The following is a 17,759-nucleotide window of genomic DNA, read 5'->3' on the forward strand; positions in this document are numbered from 1 at the left end:
ATAGCGCTCCCCCCTGCTCGAACAATGCCCATCCGCGAGAAGCACCCTTTCGTACCCTAACGCTCACGCTATAACGTCAACCCACATCGAGTTGTTTAGGAAAGGACACACAATGGATCTCGGTATTTCGGGCAAGCGCGCACTGGTGCTGGCTTCCTCGCGAGGATTGGGATTAGGCATTGCAACAGCTCTCGCCAACGAAGGTGTTCATGTCCTTCTTTGTGGCCGAAGCGGTGATCGCCTTGAAGAAAACTGCAAGTCCATCAATGCCTCCGGCAAGGGCAAGGCTGATTGGGTGTGGGCGGATCTTGCGGAGGATGATGCGGTTTCGTCTCTTCTGAAAGCCATCGAGGAAAAGCTGGGTGGGATCGACATCCTTGTCAACAATACCGGTGGCCCAACCCCTGGCAGCTCGCAAGACATGACAGCGGAAAAGCTTGAAACCTATTTCCAAAGCATGGTCTTGCGGGTCATTACGCTCACAAATGCCGTGCTGCCAGCCATGAAATCCCGAGGCTGGGGTCGCATTCTCACAGTTGCCTCCTCCGGCGTTATAGAACCAATCGGCAATCTCGCGCTGTCCAACACACTGCGCGGTGCATTGGTCGGCTGGAATAAAACGCTGGCTACCGAGGTGGCAGCGCATGGCATCACCTCAAACATGATTTTGCCAGGGCGCATCCATACTGACCGCATTGACGAGCTGGATGGTGCCAACGCCAAGCGCCTGGGTAAATCCTTGGAGGATGTGCGTAAGTCATCCATCGCATCGATCCCGGCTGGCCGGCTGGGCACGATTGAGGAATTTGGCGCGGTGGGCGCCTTCCTTTGCTCCAATGCCGCAGCCTATGTAACCGGCACCATGATGCGTGTGGATGGCGGCGCGGCCAAATCTCTTTGAGGCTTGAGGCGTAGCACGCTTTCTACGTGAAGGATTAACCTTAGCTTCGCGCTATTGTTCATCAAATGCAGTACATTACCGAAGTTTAAGGTGCTTTTTCTTCAACAAGAGCGTTCTGTTCGTGAAGTTGCTTTGCCGCATTGCGGCAGAGCGCGCTGCCTTCATCCTTCAGCGCGGATTCGCTCATGAACAAGTTTTGGTCCCTCCTCGGTATCTTGGCCATCGGCGCTTCAGGCGCCGTCTATTTTCGCGACGACCTTCCCTCATCCATACGCCCCCCATCCTGGGAGCAGATGAAACTCGCGGCCGGTCTTTCCTCTGAAACACCTGAGAATGTGAAGCCAAAGGACGGTCAACACAGAGGCGATGGGCAACATCGCGCCAGTGGCGATGGACAGACCGGCGGACAAGGTTCCGGCCAAGGCCGGCGCAATGGCGGCCCAACATCTGTTCGCACGCTTGCTGCGGCGACTGGGGTTCTTCCCATGGACGTTGTTGCGACCGGCTGGGCCGAGGCCGCAGACACAACAACAATTGCCGCCCTCCAATCCGGACCAGTCGTTCAAATACTGGCGGAAGATGGCCAGGAAGTGAAAAAGGGCGATATTATCGCCCGACAGGATGATCGCAGTGCGCATGCGCTTGTCGCCAAGGATCAGGCGAATATTGCAAGCGATCAGGCAGCGCTTGCTCAGGCCGAGGCTGCACTTGAACGAGCCCAAAATCTCCTCAAGCAGAATGTGCAGTCGGAGCAGAGCTTCGAACAAGCCAAGGGTACGCGCGATTCTGCCGCCGCGAAGGTTGACGCTGACAAGGCAACGCTTTCCGCCGACCAGATTGCTCTTGGCAATCTTGAACTGAAAGCACCGTATGACGGGCGTCTTGGCAACATCACCATAAGCCCCGGCGCTTACTTGAGTGCTGGTGCGAGCGTGGTGACGATCACCCGCTACGATCCTATTTACGTCAGTTTCCGCATGCCGCAGCGTTACTTGCCGCAATTGCATAAGGGCTTGAAATCTGGCGCGGCCGTCGATGCTGATATCGCAGCCACGGGCGGTGTTGCCGATCAGGGCAAATTATCGTTCTTCGATAATACTGTTGACCAGGCGTCCGGAACGGTGCTGGCCAAGGCAGAGTTTCAGAATGAAAAGGCACTGCTCTGGCCAGGCGAGAGCCTGAATGTAACGGTGCATTTCGTACCGGATGAACAGTCTGTGATCGTCCCTACAGTGGCAGTTCGCCAAGGTGCGGATGGCGCGTTCGTTTACACGATTGACGAAAACAGCAAGGTGCACGCTACGAAGGTCGCTGTGGGTCGTGCCAATGGTGACAAAACATCCATCGCTTCCGGCCTTTCTGCAGGGCAACATGTGGTGGTGGAAGGCCAAGTTCAGTTGGCAGATGGCCAGACAATCCTGGAGCAGTTTGCTGGCGGCCAAACCGCAACCGTGAAGGACGAAACAGAGCAGGCTTCCCTTACCGGGGGAGTAACACGATGATTCCCGCTTTTTGTATTCGCAGGCCCGTAGCCACCACCTTGCTCGCCATCGGCGTGGTTCTGGCGGGCTTGGCAGGCTATAAACAGTTGCCGGTCGCAGCATTGCCGCAGGTGGATTTCCCCACTCTCAACGTCTCGGCCTCCCTGTCCGGGGCCTCCCCGGAAACTATGGCGACATCCGTCGCCACCCCCCTGATCAAGCAGTTCGAAACGATCCCAGGCATTAGTGAAATCAGTGCGTCGAACTCGCTAGGCAATACATCCATAGTTCTGCAGTTCGATCTTAACCGCAACATTGACGCTGCGGCGGCAGACGTTCAGGCGGCAATTTCGCACGCAACGCGCCAGCTTCCCAGCAATATGACGACGCCGCCCAGCTACCGCAAAACCAACCCTGCGGATGCGCCAATCCTGCTTCTCACGATCAACTCCGACGAGCTTCCACGCTCGAAGGTGGATGAGATTGCGCAGAATGTTATCTCGCCGCTGCTCTCCACCCTCTCCGGCGTTGCGGAAGTCAGTATCTATGGCTCGCAGACCTATGCCGTTCGCGTAGAACTTGATCCCACCAAACTGCAGGCACGAAGCCTTGGCGTGGATACGGTTACGTCTGCAATTGCCGGCGCAAACAGCCAGACACCGGTCGGCACGCTTCAAAGCACCAACCAGCAACTCACCATCGACGCCAAGACGCAACGTACAAATGCGGATGAATTCCGTTCCCTCGTGGTGGCTACGAAAAACGGGGCACCTATTCATCTGGGAGATGTGGCGAACGTTCAGGACAGTGTTGAAAACCTGAATGCCGGTAGCTGGTACGATAACAAACAAGCCATCATCTTGGCCGTTCAGAGGCAGCCTGATGCGAACACAGTGGATGTCGTCAACGAGATCAAGGCCAAGCTTCCAGCGTTAAAAGAACAGCTGCCCCCCTCAGTTCATCTCAATGTGATGAACGACGCCTCGACCTCCATCAAAGACGCCATTTCGGATGTGCAATTCACGCTTTTCCTGACCATCGCGCTTGTGGTCTTGGTCATCTACCTGTTCACCGGCCACCTGACAGCCACACTCATTCCAGGCCTTGCCGTGCCGCTTTCGTTGATCGCGACCTTCGGCGGCATGTATGCGCTGGGTTACAGTATTGATAATATTTCGCTTCTCGGACTTACTCTCTCTGTTGGTCTTGTGGTCGATGATGCGATTGTCATGCTGGAGAATATTTTGCGCCTCTCGGAAGAGGGTATGCCGATGCGCGAAGCAGCCCTCAAAGGCGCAGCGGAAGTAAGCTATACGATCCTGTCCATGTCGGTTTCGCTCGTGGCGGTCTTCATTCCGATCCTGCTGATGGGTGGCGTCGTCGGAAGGCTCTTCAACGAATTCGGCATGGTCGTAACCATGGCCATCATGTCATCGGCTCTGGTGTCTCTCACCGTCACACCAATGCTCGGATCGAGGCTCTCAAACCACTCAGGCCGCCCTCCACTGATCATCCGCTGGTTTGAGGCTGGCTTTTCCAAAACACTGAGTGGCTATGACCGCTCGGTTTCATGGTGCCTTCGCCATCGCGGAGCTGTGATGTTGGCCTTTGCCGGTAGCGTGCTTGCCTCAGCCTGGCTCTTCCATACGCTGCCTTCCAGCTTCTTCCCGCAGGAAGACATTGGCCGTCTCTCCGTTTCAACCCGTGCCCGTGAAGACATTTCCTATCAATCCATGAGCGATCTACAGTCACAGGTCGCAGATATCATTCGCCAGAATCCTGCAGTTTCGCACGTAACCTCGATTGTTGGCGGTAGCGCACGGAGCCCGCTGAACAACGGCACGATGTTCGTGGAACTGAAGCCAAAGGAGGAACGCCCTCCACTGGCCGATACGATAAACCAGCTTCGCCAATCCACGGCTAAGATCGCAGGCCTGAAAACCTATGTCACACCGCAACAGAGCCTTCGCTTCGGTGGACGCTCGACAGCCAGCCAGTATCAATTGGTTATTCAGGCGCTCAATGCATCAACAACCAATGAGTGGGCTGGCAAGATGATGACGGCCATGCGGCAGGACCGCATGTTCACCGATCTTGCAACGGATGCGCAAAACGGGGCGATTGCCGCCAATATTCACATCGATACGGATAAGTCCGCGGCCTTCGGCATTAGCAATGATCAATTGCGCAAGACCCTGGAAATGGCATTCGGCGGCTATACTGCTGCACAAATTCAATCCACCGGCGATAGCTATGATGTCATTGTCGAGTTTGATCAGTCTCGTCCATATAATGACGAGTTCCTGAAGGACATCAACATCCTCTCGCCGCAAACAAACACGCTTGTTCCTCTCTCAAACTTCGCCACTGTCGTGCGTTCGTCGGCACCGGTGACCATCAACCAAACCGGCCAGCTTGTATCGACAACGATCTCGTTCAACCTTCCAGATGGCGTCGCCCTTTCGGAGGCAACTGCTCGGATCGATCAAATCAAGAAGACCATCGATATGCCCAGCGATGTTTTCACCTCCTATGGCGGAACAGCGGCCATCTTCCAGCAGAGCCAAGGCAATACCGGCTTGCTGATCCTGGCTGCCGTTCTCACGATCTATGTGGTCTTGGGGGTTCTATACGAAAGCTTCGTCCATCCGCTGACGATCCTCTCCGGTCTTCCGGCGGCAGCATTCGGTGCGTTGATTGCATTGAAGGTGATGAACTTCGACCTCTCGGTCATCGCCCTTATCGGCCTGCTGATGCTGATCGGCATTGTGAAAAAGAATGCCATCATGATGATCGACGTGGCGGTCGAGCTGATACGCGATCACGGCGAAAGCGCACCGAAGGCTATTCACGAAGCCTGCGTGCGGCGTTTCCGACCCATCATGATGACGACGTTTTGCGCCCTGCTCGGTGCTCTTCCCATTGCGCTCGGTTCGGGGGCAAGCTCAGAACTTCGCCAACCTCTTGGCATTGCTGTCGTCGGCGGTCTTGTTGTGTCCCAATTGCTGACTCTCTTCATCACGCCCGTTATTTTTGTGGAGATGGACCGGCTCGGTCGAGGGCTTGGCCGTCTCTTCAAGCGCAAGGGTCACGAGGACGCTGCAAATAGCGAGTATCATCCACCATCACAGGCTGCAGCGGAGTAAAATCGCAATCCAGCCATGCCAAAAGGGGCGGACGATTGTTCGCCCTTTCTCTTGCCAAATAAAGTCTCCTGTGCGATCAGCCCGCCTCCTGTTTCAACGGTCCGTGCCCGCCATGGACCCATGTCGAGCACAAAGCGCTCGCTTTCAACCATACACAAAAAGGATAGGGGCCATGGCACGTGCGCTCGGGCTTGATTTCGGCACGACCAATTCTGTTCTTGCTTTAAAGGATGCCGGTGCAAGCAGCACGCATTCCGTACCCTTTGTCAGCAGCGCTGGTGAAACCGACAGCATGCGAACCGCTCTTTCCTTCATGAAGGATAGAGCGCTTGGTGCGCAAGCGCTGAAAGTGGAAGCTGGTCAGGCGGCCATCCGCATGTTTATCGACAATCCCGGTGATTGTCGCTTCCTGCAGTCCATTAAAACCTTCGCTGCCAGTGCCGCCTTCCAGGCAACCCTTGTCTTTGCCCGCAAGCAGCAATTCGAAGATCTGATGGAGGTGTTTTTGCGACGCCTCAAGGCTTATGCGGGAGAAGCTTGGCCAGAAGACATATCGCGCCTCATGGTGGGTCGCCCAGTTCGTTTTGCTGGTGCCAATCCGAACGAAGAACTGGCTTTGGAGCGCTACAGGGCTGCTCTAACCCGCTTTGATTTTCCGGAAGTGCATTTTGTCTATGAACCAGTAGCCGCCGCCTACTATTTCGCCCAGTCGCTCACCCGCGACGCTAATGTCTTGGTCGCGGATTTCGGCGGCGGCACGACCGACTATTCGCTCATTCGCTTTGAGCGTCATGCGGGGCAGTTGCGTGCCATCCCCATCGGCCACTCAGGCGTTGGAATAGCGGGCGATCATTTCGATTATCGCCTGATTGATAATCTGGTTTCGCCCGAAATTGGCAAGGGTAGCCATTTCCGCAGTTTCGATAAGGTGCTGGAAGTACCTGCCGGTTATTACGCCAATTTCGGTCGGTGGAACCAGCTTTCCATCTTCAAGACGACTCGCGAATTCACCGATCTTCAATCTCTGGTGCGCTCTGCGACCGAGCCGGACAAACTCGAACTTTTCATCGATCTCATTGAGCATGATGAGGGTTATCCGCTCTATCAGGCGATCTCGGCCACCAAGATGGCGCTTTCCAATGCGGAAGAAGCGGAGTTCAACTTCGCCCCCCTCGGCAATGCGGGCAGGAAAATGGTGAAGCGGTCGGATTTTGAAAACTGGATCTCGGACGACCTCGCCAAAATTGAGGGTGCATTGGATGAGGTACTGCAGACAACGAATACCTCTGCATCGGAAGTCGATAAGGTCTTCCTGACCGGGGGCACATCTTTCGTGCCTGCTGTACGCAATCTCTTTCTCAAGCGCTTTGATGCGGACCGGCTGGAGAGCGGCGGCGAACTTCTGTCCATCGCTCACGGTCTCTCCCTGATCGGCGAAAGCTCCGATATTGAACAGTGGGTAGCTTGAGGCTTTGGCTTTATTCGCAGCTATGCTTCGTTTAGTGTAGGGCGATGACCTCAGCCCAATCCCTTGAGCCTGCGGAGCTTGCTGCCCTCTTGCATTTTTACGCGGATGCAGGGTGTGACTGGCTTTTGGAAGAGCAGCCTGTTGATCGCCTCGCTGAATTTGCGCAGCAGCGGGCAGCACGCGCTTCCCAGGTGAAGTCGCGGGAACAACAGCAGGCGAAGTCCACCACAAGTCCGCGCTCTGCCAACGGCGCAACAGAACGGGCACCCTCGCCACAGGCCGGTCGCCCGGCATCCTCTACCTCGGTCGCAATTCCAGATGCAGATGCCGTGGCTGCGGCACGAGAAGCGGCAACGGCGGCGAGATCACTGGAGGAATTGCGCGTTTCCCTGGAAAACTTCACTGGCTGCAATCTCAAAAACGGCGCGAGATCGACGGTCTTTACGTCAGGCAATCCTGATTCTGGTGTTATGGTTGTTGGGCCGATGCCCTCGGCAGATTGCGATCGCGACGGAATACCCTTTTCTGGCCGCGCGGGAAATTTGCTGGATCGTATGCTGGCAGCAATCGGCCTTGGCCGTGATGAAGTTTTACTAACAAATATCGTCGCTTGGAGGCCGCCGGGTAACCGACCTCCATCTCCAGTGGAAATGGAGATTTGCCGACCCTTTTTTGAGCGGCAAGTGGAACTGGCTCGCCCAAGGCACATGCTGCTGTTGGGGAATTTTACTGCCCGGTTTTTCTTCGGGGAGGAGCAATCCATTTTTGCTCTTCGCGGGTCATTTCGTGATGTAACAATTGCTGGCCTGACGGCAAGAGCAATCGCTAGCCTCCACCCTCAGGATTTGCTTACAGCCCCCGCAAACAAGGCGTTGGCTTGGCAGGATCTGCTGGCTTTCAAAGCGGAACTATCGAAAACCTAAAGCTATTCGTTACAAATTTATGAAGCCAGCCATGCGATTTGCGCATGGCAGAGCAGCGACGACTACCGTTGAATTCGTCATGTTGCAGTGCAATATTAGAACTGCGTCTTGGGAGGAACCACGCTAGGAACCAAGGCCATGAGCACTCGCATTCGCCCAATTCATTCAGGTTTCGAGACTTTACGTCTCGCTGGCCTGTCTCCGCGTTCTACCGCTGGCTATCACGGCTTCAGCACGGTTACGAACGAGCAGTTGACAGCACGTGCCTATGCACGTCGTGGCAACCTCACACGTCCAGCTGCCGTATTCGCGGACTTTCGTGAACGCTGAGCTGCATCGATCAAGAGGGAATGAACATGAAGAATAAATTGCGCCTTCTTCGCGAGAACATCGCATCCATTTCCGCCGCCGTTCGCGCGAGCGGAGAGTACACACGCGCTGCAGCCCGCGCCCACTCCAGCGATGCCAAGACAAGATCCAGCCTTTCGGGCATTCCGCTCTAAGCTGATACGGACCCGGGTTCAAGTTGTCGGCGAGGATGCTTTCCTCGCCGCTTTGCGTTCCAGCCCCAGCCTGTGTTCCCGGTAGATGATGAAAATGCCAGCGGAAACAGTGATCGCCGTGCCTGACAGCATTTGCCAGGTGGGCAGATCGCCAAACAGGAAATAGGCGATGATGATGCCGAGAATGATCGAGGAATAATCAAACGGCGCAACTGTCGATACATCTGCCCATCGATAGCTTTCGGTCAAAAAGATCTGCCCCAATCCTCCACAAATACCGGCCCCCACCAGGATGAGTTTGGTTTCCCAATCCAGGGCAGTCCAGCCAAAGGGGAAACTCAACAGGGAAAACGCCGAAGATGTCAGTGAGAAGTATAGTACGATCGTAAAGGTTCGCTCCGTGCGCACCAATTGGCGGGTTTGCACCATGGCAAGGCCACCTATCACAGCAGATAGCAGCACAGCCACCGCCCCCGTTGCCTGATCGGCAGCCATGCCTCCTTGCTCGAACATGGTCAGTTTCGGCCAGGAGATGATCAGCACGCCAAGAATACCGACAGCAACAGCCGTCCATCGATAGAAGCGCACCGTCTCCTTCAAAATGAGCGAGGCGAAAATCACAGCCATCAGCGGTGAAGCGTAGCCTATAGCGATAGCATCCGGCAGCGGCAGATGGATCAGACCGAAGAAGCCGAGCGCCATGGCAACAATTCCCAACGTGCCGCGCTTCAGATGTCCGGTAAAACTGTTGGTGTGAAAGGCCGTCAACAGCTCCTTGCGCATGGCAAGATAGGCAAAGATTGGGATGAGTGCGAAGAAGGAGCGATAAAAGGTGATCTGTCCTGCCGGAATGCCGTCACCGGCTGATTTTATGCAAGTCTGCATTCCGAGAAACACGATGACAGACAGGACTTTCATGGCGATCCCCCGCAGGGGATCTGGGGCTTCGGCACGCATCAGAAACTCATAAGGTGCAGGAAAGGCAAAACCTGAGAGGGAATCACAGACAGGGTGAACTCGTTCAGCTTAGTGGAAGTTTCGTAGATTATGCATCACGAATTCTGCTGGATTCATCAATACTTAAACTGGAACGGGGCCTTGCGCTCTCAAATCATTAATCAAACTGAGCACCCGGTTCACTTGAGTGTGCTTATTTGGTACCGCTTTAGCAATCGTTCAGGTTTGGGTGCAATAGTGCGGCCAACTGCGTAAGTAGAGTTCATCATCGTTCGACAATTCCACATCAGGAAAAATCATGCGTACAGACACGGGTCAGATTGTCCATCTGGCAGATTACCGCCCCACTGACTTCGTATTGGAACGCGTAGATCTCACGTTTGAACTGGACCCTCGAGCGACCCGTCTGGAATCACGCCTCATTTTCCATCGCCGTGAAGGTGCCGATACAAAAGCTCCTTTGATCCTCGACGGTGACGAGTTGACGCTGACGGAGCTTCGTCTCGATCAGAACGAATTGCCCTCCGGTCAATATGATCTGTCACCAAGTGAATTGGTGATCCGAGACCTGCCGGAAAGCGCGCCTTTCGAAGTGACAGTCATCACCACGATCAATCCGGAAGAGAACACCCAGTTGATGGGCCTCTATCGCACGAACGGCGTCTATTGCACGCAGTGCGAGGCGGAAGGTTTCCGCCGCATCACCTATTTCCCCGACCGCCCGGATGTATTGGCCCCGTTTACGGTCACGATCATCGCCGACAAGGCCGCAAACCCCGTCCTGCTGTCGAATGGCAATTTCCTCGGCGGCGGTAATTATGATGAAGGCCGCCACTTCGCCGCCTGGTTCGATCCATTCCCTAAACCTAGCTATCTCTTCGCACTGGTCGCCGGTGATCTGGGCGTCGTGGAAGATACCTTCACGACAATGTCAGACCGTGAGGTCAAGCTGAAGATCTATGTCGAGCACGGTAAGGAAGCGCGTGCCGCCTATGCCATGGATGCTTTGAAGCGATCCATGAAGTGGGATGAGGAGGTCTTCGGTCGTGAGTACGATCTGGATATCTTCATGATCGTGGCCGTGTCGGATTTCAACATGGGCGCCATGGAGAACAAGGGCCTTAACGTCTTTAATGACAAGTATGTGCTCGCAGATCCAGAGACTGCGACCGACCAGGACTATGCCAATATCGAGGCGATTATCGCCCACGAATATTTCCATAACTGGACTGGCAATCGCATCACCTGCCGCGACTGGTTCCAGCTTTGCCTCAAGGAAGGCCTGACGGTCTTCCGCGATCACGAATTTTCAGCCGATCAGCGCTCACGCCCGGTCAAGCGCATTGCTGAAGTGCGTCATCTGAAGGCGGAACAGTTCCCAGAAGATGGCGGGCCGCTTGCTCACCCCGTCCGCCCCACCGCCTACCGTGAAATCAACAACTTCTACACGACCACAGTTTACGAGAAGGGCTCGGAAGTCACGCGTATGATCGCGACCATTCTGGGTCGTGAAGCCTTCAAGAAAGGCATGGATCTTTATTTCGAGCGTCACGACGGCGAAGCGGCGACAGTGGAGGACTTTGTCAAATCCTTCGAGGATGCCAATGGCCGCGACCTCAGCCAGTTCTCGCTCTGGTATCATCAGGCAGGAACGCCGCTTGTCACTGCCTCGACCACCTACGACGCTTCGGCCAAGACCTTCCAGCTTTCGCTGGAACAGACCATACCCGCCACACCTGGCCAGCCGAACAAGCAGCCGATGCATATTCCGCTGTCTTTTGCATTGATCGCAGATAATGGTACGCTGATGAGCGCAAGCTCGGTCTCCGGCGGCGAAGTCACAGGTGACGTGCTTCATCTGACTGAAAAGCAGCAGGTCTTTACCTTCTCGGACATCGGCTCGCGGCCGGTACTCTCGCTCAACCGCAGCTTCTCAGCTCCCATCAATCTGGACCTCAAGCAGACCGCTGAAGATCTGGTGCAGATTGCCCGGCACGATAGCGATCTGTTTGCCCGTTGGCAGGCCTTGACGGATCTCGCTCTGCCAAACCTCCTGCAATCCGCGCGCGATGCACGGGAAGGCAAGCAAACTGTCTGCGAGAAGGCATTTATCGACGCTCTTCTAGAAGCAGCGTCCGATGAAGCACTTGAGCCTGCGTTCCGCGCACAAGCTTTGAGCCTGCCAAGCGAGAGCGATATCGCGCGAGAACTGGGTGGCAACAACGATCCTGACGCCATTCACGCAGGCCGCCAGTCTATTCTGAAGCAGATTGCAGAAGCAGGCGCAGAAACCTTTGCCCATCTGTTTGAAAGCATGAAGACTGCAGGCGATTTCACGCCCGATGCAGCAAGTGCTGGCAAGCGCGCATTGCGCAACACTGCACTTGGCTATCTTGCCCTTCTCGATGGCGGCGTACATAAAGCCGCAAGCGCTTTTGCCAGCGCTGATAACATGACAGACATGGTGCATGCCCTCACCGTACTTGCCCATCGTTTCCCCGGCGACGCAGAAACGGCAAATGCTCTTGGTACATTCTTGAAGCGCTTCGAGGCAAATCCGCTGGTTCTCGACAAGTGGTTTGCCATCCAGGCAACCATCCCCGGTGCATCTACACTGCCGCGGGTCAAGGCGCTTCTCGAAGATGCGCATTACACGCCAAACAACCCGAACCGCGTTCGTTCGCTTGTCGGTTCATTTGCCTTTGCCAATCCCACTGGCTTCCATAGGGCCGATGGAGAAGGTTACCGCTTCCTGGCAAAGCAGATCACCGCGATCGATCCCCGCAACCCGCAGCTTGCCGCCCGCATCCTCACATCCATGCGATCATGGCGATCAATGGAATCGGCGCGTGCCGATCATGCGCGGGCTGCTCTGGTAGAAATCGAACGGACACCTTCGCTTTCCACGGATGTTCGCGATCTTCTGGAACGCATGCTGAAAGACCAGTAACAGCATGGGCCGGCAGGCTTACCAAAAGCCTGCCGGATCAATTGGTTAAAGTTTTATTAAACTGTCCTCTGGACAAGGCGAATCCGCAATGATTCACTGCTCTCGGATCGCAAGGTGATTTGCGAATCGTTCACGAGGGATCAACCGGAACATGGCGGACGTGCAGCGGGGAACCGCGGCCGAAGGACGGCTGTTTGTCAGACTTAGAGATCGTATCCTGCTATGGTGTCTCACCATGGCAGATCGCGTTCTGGCGACGAGACGGCATGTCCACCATTTGCCAAGCGGTGAGCTGTGGCTAAAGCGCGCCATTCCGATCCTCATCATTGCTTTCCTTGCAGTCATCGCCACGTCGCGCCTCATGGGTCTCCTTACGGAGCGCGCACGGATGGAGGAAGATGCGCGTCAGACAACGGCGCTTCTGGCGTCGCTTGGAACGACGGCCTTCGATGGCCGTGATGAAATCTTCCTCAAGGCGGATCGATCTGCGGGTGAAGCAAGGCTTTCGCAGTCCATTCCCAACATGTCTCCGAACGCCTTTACGCTTCTGGTTGATGCTGAGGGACGCATATTCGGTGCAAGCCCGGCAGCAACGGCTCTAATCGGTGCACGTTTCGATGCCTTCCTGCCGGAAATGGTTGCTATGCGGCGTTTCAGCGATGGCAACGGCATTATCGAAACCACGTTTGAAGGCACGCCGCATTACGCAGCGATCCGCAGTATAGGCGGCGGTTTGCTGGTGGCCGGCTACTCGCTGCAAGGAATAGAGCAATATTGGCGCCAGCAAGTCTCGCTGAATGTGACGCTGTTTACCGGCATCTCGTCGGTCATGCTGGTCATACTCTATGCCTATTACATGCAGGCTAAGCGTGCCCGTGAAGCAGACGAGATATTTCTCGAATCCAATATGCGGGTGGAAACTGCCCTCTCGCGTGGGCGCTGCGGACTTTGGGATTTTGACCTTACAAACCGCAAACTGTTCTGGTCTCGCTCCATGTATGAAATGCTGGGGCTGCCACCCGGCAACAACGTCCTGTCTTTCAGCGAGGCAGCAAGGATGATGCATCCCGCGGATGGCAACCTCTTTGCCATGGCGCGCGCCGTTGGGCGGGGTAATGCCAAGCAGGTCGATCAGGTCTTTCGGATGCGCCACGCCAGCGGGCATTACGTGTGGATGCGCGCCCGTGCACAAGTCGTGCGCACCGCCACAGGCCGAACTCACGTCATTGGCATCGCCATGGATGTGACAGAGCAACATCGCCTTGCACAGCGTTACGCCGAGGCTGACCAGCGGTTGGCAGATGCCATTGAATGCACCTCCGAAGCCTTCGTTCTCTGGGACAAGAACGACCGTCTGGTCATGTGCAATGCACATTTCCAGCAGGCTTACGGCCTGCCGGATAGCGTGCTGGTGCCGGGAACGGAGCGCAGCACCGTCCTCACGGCAGCATCCCGTCCGGTTGTCGAACGTCGCATCGCTGATCCCGATCATAATGGGTTTTCCCGCACGATTGAGGTGCAACTGGCCGATGAGCGTTGGCTTCAGATTAACGAGCGCCGCACGCGCGATGGCGGCCTCGTATCCGTTGGTACGGATATCACCCTATTGAAGCGCCATCAGGAGCGCTTGCGTGAATCCGAGCGCCGCCTCATGGCCACCATTGGCGATCTGTCCTCGTCACAGAAAAAACTTGAGCGTCAGAAAGCGGAGCTTTCCGTTGCCAACGCCAACTATCTCGTGGAGAAGGATCGCGCCGAGGCTGCCAACAAGGCCAAGTCTGAGTTCCTCGCCAATATGAGCCATGAATTGCGCACACCGCTGAACGCCATTCTTGGCTTCTCGGAAATTTTGCTCAACGGCATGTTTGGGCCTGTCGGCTCACCCAAATATAGCGAATATGCGCGTGACATCCACGAAAGCGGCAAGCACCTGTTGAACGTCATCAACGACATTCTCGATATGTCGAAGATTGAAGCAGGTCATATGAAGATCCGCTGCGAAACCATTGATCTTGCGCCCCTGATCGAGGAAAGCCTACGGCTCACATCCATCCCTGCTCAGGAAAAATCCATCACTGTCACCCAACAGGTCGCATCCGATCTAACGATGACGGGCGATCGGCGGGCCGTGAAGCAGATCCTGCTCAACCTGCTGTCCAATGCAGTAAAGTTCACGAATGAGGGCGGTCGTATCGAACTTCGTGCGCGTGAAACAAAGGCCGGCCTACGTCTCACCATTGCCGATACCGGTATTGGCATCCCCAAATCCGCGCTCGGTAAAATCGGCCAACCTTTCGAGCAGGTGCAGAGCCAATATGCCAAGAGCAAAGGCGGCTCAGGTCTCGGTCTTGCAATTTCGCGGTCGCTCGTCGTGCTCCACGGCGGCACCATGCGCATTCGTTCACGCATGAACCACGGCACCGTCGTCGCGCTCTTTATCCCGCGGGCACCCGCCGAAGCGTCGCCTGAAACACAGAGCGGACAGACTTCGACAGCCGCTTGATTTCAGTCTCCACCATTTTGAGATTGGGTTGATCTGCGGCAACGCACAACCTCTCAATCAACCCGGCGGGCGCGTCTTTGGGCTCGAAATCGCTGCCGACGCAGAGCCGGATGATTTGCGAAAGCTCCGTATAGATACGCAGCGCTTCAAGGCATGAACCGATATCGGCGTGAGATATCAACTCTCGCCCACGCAGAGCCAATGCTCTGCCCGTCCCCGTGAGACGGGCATCCTGCTCTATTGTCAAATCCGTGGCCGTAAGAGTGATGAGCTGACAAAACTGGGCAAGAAACTCGATGTCGATCAGTCCCCCTGGAACCAGTTTCAGATCCCACAGATCACGCGGCGGCTTCTCCTTCTCAATCAGCTGGCGCATCTCCAGCACATCCGCGGCAATCTTCGCTGGCTCGCGGGGACGCGCGATAATGTCATCGATCAGGGCCTGTGCCTCCTGTATCAGGCTCTCATCGCCGCACACGGGTCGTGCACGACTCAGTGCCATGTGCTCCCAGGTCCACGCCTCCTCCTCCTGATATTTACGAAACGCGCTAATACGCGTCGCAACCGGTCCCTTGTTGCCGGAGGGGCGAAGACGTAGATCGACTTCAAATACAATGCCTTCGGCTGTCGGAGCGGAAAGCGCCGAGATCAGCCGTTGCGTCAGCCGCGTGAAGTAACGTACAGCGTCGAGCGGCTTGTCACCGTCTGACTCACCGGCATCCTGATCGTAATCATAAAGCAGAATGATATCGACATCAGAGCCTGCAGTCAGTTCGTGGCTTCCAAGCTTACCCATGCCGATCACCGCAACACGGCCCCCGGGCAGATTACCATGCGCCTGCTGAATTTCTTGCCGGACAGCTTGCAGCGCCTGGGTAATGATGAGATCGGCCAGATGGGTGAAGGCACGTCCGGCCCGAATGCCGTTTATGCTTCCCGTCAACAGACGAATGCCGATCAAAAAGCGCTGCTCGGAGGCAAAAATGCGCAGGCGGTCAAGCAGGTCTTCGTAATGACGTGCCCCTCCCAAAAACACGCGCAGGCGCTCTTCCAAATAGGCGCGTGTCGGAATTTCCGCCATCAGGCCTGGGTCCAGCATGCCGTCAAAAACATGCGGGCGTTGCGCAATAATGTCCGCCAACCGAGGCGCCGAAGACATGATGTTGACCAGCAGCGTCAAAAGGTTGGAATTGTTTCCCAGTAGAGAAAACAACTGAATTCCAGCGGGCAGAGCCTTCAGAAAACCGTCGAACCGCAAGAGCGCCTCGTCCGCGCGCTTGCTGCGTCCGAAGGCGCTTAAGAGCTCTGGCATCAACTCCGTCAGCCGTTCGCGGGCTTCAACAGATTGCGTTGCACGGTAGCGTCCGTAATGCCAGGTGCGGATCACGCGCGACATATCGGCCGGGCGCTCAAACCCCATGCGCGAGAGCGTATTGAGCGTTTCGGGATCATCGTTCTGGCCGGTGAACACCAAATTGCCATCGGCAGCCGAAAGCTTCGCCTCCTGCTCGAAAAGACGCGCATAGCGTTTCTCAACAATGCGCAATATCTCTTCCAGCCGCTCACCGAAGGATTTGGTGTCCTCAAACCCCATCATGAAGGCAATGCGCTTCAACTCGGTCTCGGTTTCGGGCAAACGATGCGTCTGCTCATCCCGCACCATCTGTATACGGTGCTCCACGTCGCGCAGAAACCAATAGGCCCCGGTCAGTTCAGTTGCGATCTCCGCTTTAATCCATTGCGCATCGGCAAGTGCTGCCAGTGCATCCTCGGTGCGCCGCGCGCGCAGCGGCGGCATGCGGCCTCCTGCAATCAGCTGCTGTGTTTGTGCGAAAAACTCTATTTCGCGAATGCCGCCGCGACCGAGTTTCACGTCATGGCCTTTGACAGCAATGGCACCGTGGCCCTTATGCGCATGGATCTGGCGCTTGATAGAATGAATATCGGCAATCGCTGCGTAATCGAGGTATTTTCGAAAGACGAAGGGCACCAGCTGGCGCAGAAAATCCTCGCCAGCTTTCAAGTCACCCGCGATGGGTCGTGCCTTGATATAGGCCGCACGCTCCCAGTTCTGGCCGCGCCCTTCGTAGTAAATCAGTGCCGCCTCGACAGAAACCGCGAGCGGTGTCGAACCGGGGTCCGGGCGTAGACGCAGATCGGTGCGAAACACATAGCCATCGCCTGTCCGCTCCTGCATCATGCGGATCAACCGCCGCATCATGCGCCCATAGGTCTCACTCGCCTCCAAAGGATCGGCGAGAATACCAGCCTCAACGTCATAAAACACCACGAGGTCGATATCGGAGGAATAGTTGAGTTCCCCTGCCCCCAGCTTACCCATTCCAAGCACGATCAGGCCACTGTCCCGGCTCGGCTCAGATCGGTCGGCCAGCTTCAATTTACCCGCCATATCGGCAGCAAGCAGCAGGTGATCAATGGAAGCCGCCACGGCTGCATCGGCAAGGCGCGTCAGCCATGCTGTCGTCTGCCGGGCATCATGCATTCGGGAAAGATCAGCCAGAGCCAGAAGCACGCTCACATCGCGCTTGGCTGTCCGCAGCGCAGACATAACTTCCGCTTCTGTTGGGGTGACCACCTCGCCGGGTCGCCAGCTTTGGCGAGCCGTTGCAATTGCATCTTCCAGCAGTTGTTCAAGCGGCTCCCGGAGAACCTTTGACAAAACCGAAGGCCGAATGGTCAGGCTGTCTTTCAAGAAAGGCGAAAGCGAAAGCGCGGAGACGAGAAAATCCTTGAGCGGAGAAGCTTCTTTCAAAACATTTGCCACCAGCGGTTCCTGCTGGCCAATCTCTTTCAGCGCGGCTTGTGCGGCCTTCGCTTCGGTCTGGTTGAAAGGACGCAATGGATTGGCGCGAAGATCCGCCAACGTCTTGAATTGCTCGGCCACGATGAGAACCTCCTCCGCTCCA

At 56.0% G+C, this 17,759-nt stretch carries 11 protein-coding genes; 9 read left to right on the top strand and 2 right to left on the bottom strand.

Going from position 1 to position 17,759, the window contains the following annotated elements; genetic code table 11:
- The first annotated feature begins 112 nt into the window (after window positions 1-112).
- The 7 genes from AC0JZ1_RS11570 to AC0JZ1_RS11600 all read left to right on the top strand — a co-directional run bounded on the left by AC0JZ1_RS11570 (window position 113) and on the right by AC0JZ1_RS11600 (window position 8,422).
- Window positions 113-901, top strand: a complete 789-nt coding sequence (locus tag AC0JZ1_RS11570) for an SDR family oxidoreductase (protein ID WP_471882507.1) — start codon at window positions 113-115, stop codon at window positions 899-901.
- A 185-nt stretch (window positions 902-1,086) separates the two neighbouring features.
- On the top strand, window positions 1,087-2,403 hold the full coding sequence (locus AC0JZ1_RS11575; protein WP_471882508.1) for an efflux RND transporter periplasmic adaptor subunit: 1,317 nt from the start codon (window positions 1,087-1,089) through the stop codon (window positions 2,401-2,403).
- A complete protein-coding gene (locus AC0JZ1_RS11580; RefSeq protein WP_471882509.1) occupies window positions 2,400-5,528 on the top strand; it encodes an efflux RND transporter permease subunit in 3,129 nt (1,042 codons plus the stop codon). The genes AC0JZ1_RS11575 and AC0JZ1_RS11580 overlap by 4 nt, the downstream gene beginning before the upstream one ends.
- A gap of 172 nt (window positions 5,529-5,700) precedes the next feature.
- A complete protein-coding gene (locus tag AC0JZ1_RS11585; protein ID WP_471882510.1) occupies window positions 5,701-6,996 on the top strand; it encodes an Hsp70 family protein in 1,296 nt (431 codons plus the stop codon).
- A gap of 44 nt (window positions 6,997-7,040) precedes the next feature.
- Entirely contained in the window at window positions 7,041-7,919 is an 879-nt protein-coding gene (locus tag AC0JZ1_RS11590; protein WP_471882511.1) for a uracil-DNA glycosylase, read from the top strand.
- Window positions 7,920-8,057: 138 nt separating this feature from the next.
- Window positions 8,058-8,249, top strand: coding sequence for a hypothetical protein (locus AC0JZ1_RS11595; RefSeq protein ID WP_471882512.1), 192 nt, complete (start codon window positions 8,058-8,060; stop codon window positions 8,247-8,249).
- Between the two features lie 26 nt (window positions 8,250-8,275).
- A complete protein-coding gene (locus AC0JZ1_RS11600) occupies window positions 8,276-8,422 on the top strand; it encodes a hypothetical protein (protein ID WP_471882513.1) in 147 nt (48 codons plus the stop codon).
- 18 nt (window positions 8,423-8,440) lie between these two features.
- On the opposite strand, the gene AC0JZ1_RS11605 is transcribed toward AC0JZ1_RS11600, so the two are convergent.
- Window positions 8,441-9,379 carry a DMT family transporter gene (locus AC0JZ1_RS11605; RefSeq protein WP_471882514.1) on the bottom strand — a complete coding sequence of 313 codons (939 nt, stop codon included), beginning with the start codon at window positions 9,377-9,379 and terminating at the stop codon, window positions 8,441-8,443.
- Window positions 9,380-9,677: 298 nt separating this feature from the next.
- On the opposite strand from AC0JZ1_RS11605, the gene pepN reads away from it, so the two are divergent.
- Both pepN and AC0JZ1_RS11615 read left to right on the top strand, forming a co-directional pair.
- The gene (gene pepN, locus AC0JZ1_RS11610; RefSeq protein ID WP_471882515.1) at window positions 9,678-12,329 is read left to right on the top strand and encodes an aminopeptidase N; all 2,652 of its coding nucleotides are present in this window, start codon (window positions 9,678-9,680) and stop codon (window positions 12,327-12,329) included.
- A 151-nt stretch (window positions 12,330-12,480) separates the two neighbouring features.
- The gene (locus AC0JZ1_RS11615; protein ID WP_471882516.1) at window positions 12,481-14,832 is read left to right on the top strand and encodes a PAS domain-containing sensor histidine kinase; all 2,352 of its coding nucleotides are present in this window, start codon (window positions 12,481-12,483) and stop codon (window positions 14,830-14,832) included.
- Here the strand turns inward: AC0JZ1_RS11615 and AC0JZ1_RS11620 are convergent.
- Window positions 14,765-17,740, bottom strand: coding sequence for a bifunctional [glutamine synthetase] adenylyltransferase/[glutamine synthetase]-adenylyl-L-tyrosine phosphorylase (locus AC0JZ1_RS11620; RefSeq protein ID WP_471883427.1), 2,976 nt, complete (start codon window positions 17,738-17,740; stop codon window positions 14,765-14,767). The two genes, AC0JZ1_RS11615 and AC0JZ1_RS11620, sit on opposite strands and share 68 nt — an antisense overlap.
- Window positions 17,741-17,759: the final 19 nt, after the last annotated feature.

It is taken from the genome of Affinirhizobium capsici, assembly GCF_977018625.1.

What these genes read in the sequence shown, in the direction of transcription:
- AC0JZ1_RS11575 (WP_471882508.1), top strand. Translation starts at nt 1,087, where the DNA reads ATGAACAAGTTTTGGTCCCTCCTCGGTATCTTGGCCATCGGCGCTTCA.
- AC0JZ1_RS11590 (WP_471882511.1), top strand. Translation starts at nt 7,041, where the DNA reads ATGACCTCAGCCCAATCCCTTGAGCCTGCGGAGCTTGCTGCCCTCTTG.
- AC0JZ1_RS11615 (WP_471882516.1), top strand. Translation starts at nt 12,481, where the DNA reads ATGGCGGACGTGCAGCGGGGAACCGCGGCCGAAGGACGGCTGTTTGTC.
- AC0JZ1_RS11605 (WP_471882514.1), bottom strand. Translation starts at nt 9,379, where the DNA reads ATGCGTGCCGAAGCCCCAGATCCCCTGCGGGGGATCGCCATGAAAGTC.
- AC0JZ1_RS11570 (WP_471882507.1), top strand. Translation starts at nt 113, where the DNA reads ATGGATCTCGGTATTTCGGGCAAGCGCGCACTGGTGCTGGCTTCCTCG.
- pepN (WP_471882515.1), top strand. Translation starts at nt 9,678, where the DNA reads ATGCGTACAGACACGGGTCAGATTGTCCATCTGGCAGATTACCGCCCC.
- AC0JZ1_RS11600 (WP_471882513.1), top strand. Translation starts at nt 8,276, where the DNA reads ATGAAGAATAAATTGCGCCTTCTTCGCGAGAACATCGCATCCATTTCC.
- AC0JZ1_RS11585 (WP_471882510.1), top strand. Translation starts at nt 5,701, where the DNA reads ATGGCACGTGCGCTCGGGCTTGATTTCGGCACGACCAATTCTGTTCTT.
- AC0JZ1_RS11580 (WP_471882509.1), top strand. Translation starts at nt 2,400, where the DNA reads ATGATTCCCGCTTTTTGTATTCGCAGGCCCGTAGCCACCACCTTGCTC.
- AC0JZ1_RS11595 (WP_471882512.1), top strand. Translation starts at nt 8,058, where the DNA reads ATGAGCACTCGCATTCGCCCAATTCATTCAGGTTTCGAGACTTTACGT.